The organism is Massilia sp. CT11-108 (assembly GCF_047302915.1).
GTDB lineage: Bacteria > Pseudomonadota > Gammaproteobacteria > Burkholderiales > Burkholderiaceae_D > Telluria > Telluria orientalis.
Map to the genome: position 1 here is coordinate 1 of NZ_JBKYMO010001396.1, position 319 is coordinate 319.

General features: G+C 69.6%; 1 protein-coding gene. It reads left to right on the forward strand.

What is annotated here, in order from left to right:
- Positions 1 to 193: hypothetical protein (locus tag ACEN88_RS34985; protein ID WP_413347024.1), on the forward strand; the 193-nt coding region annotated here is incomplete at its 5' end.
- Positions 194 to 319 lie beyond the last annotated feature (126 nt).

Below are 319 nucleotides of genomic sequence, written 5' to 3' on the forward strand. Positions count from 1 at the left end.
TAAAACAAATGGCGGCGGGGGCCTGTGCCGTTTGGGCGGTCAGGTCGAGGGTTTTTTTGTGGTCACGGGGGTTTATGGGCTGCGGGTGCTGGGCAGCGGCGCGGCGGCCCAGCAGGCCGAGGACGGCACCGCGCGGATGCCCTGCACGCGCTGCCCTTCTCCGCCGGTCACCACATCTACACCGTCGACGTGACGGACCATGCGGCACTGGCCGCGGCCGCCTTTGATTTCATCGCGCGTGAAGGCGGCGCCGACGTCGTCATCGCCAGCGCCGGGGTCTCGGCCGGGACGCTGACGGAACGGCCGGATGACCTTGCCG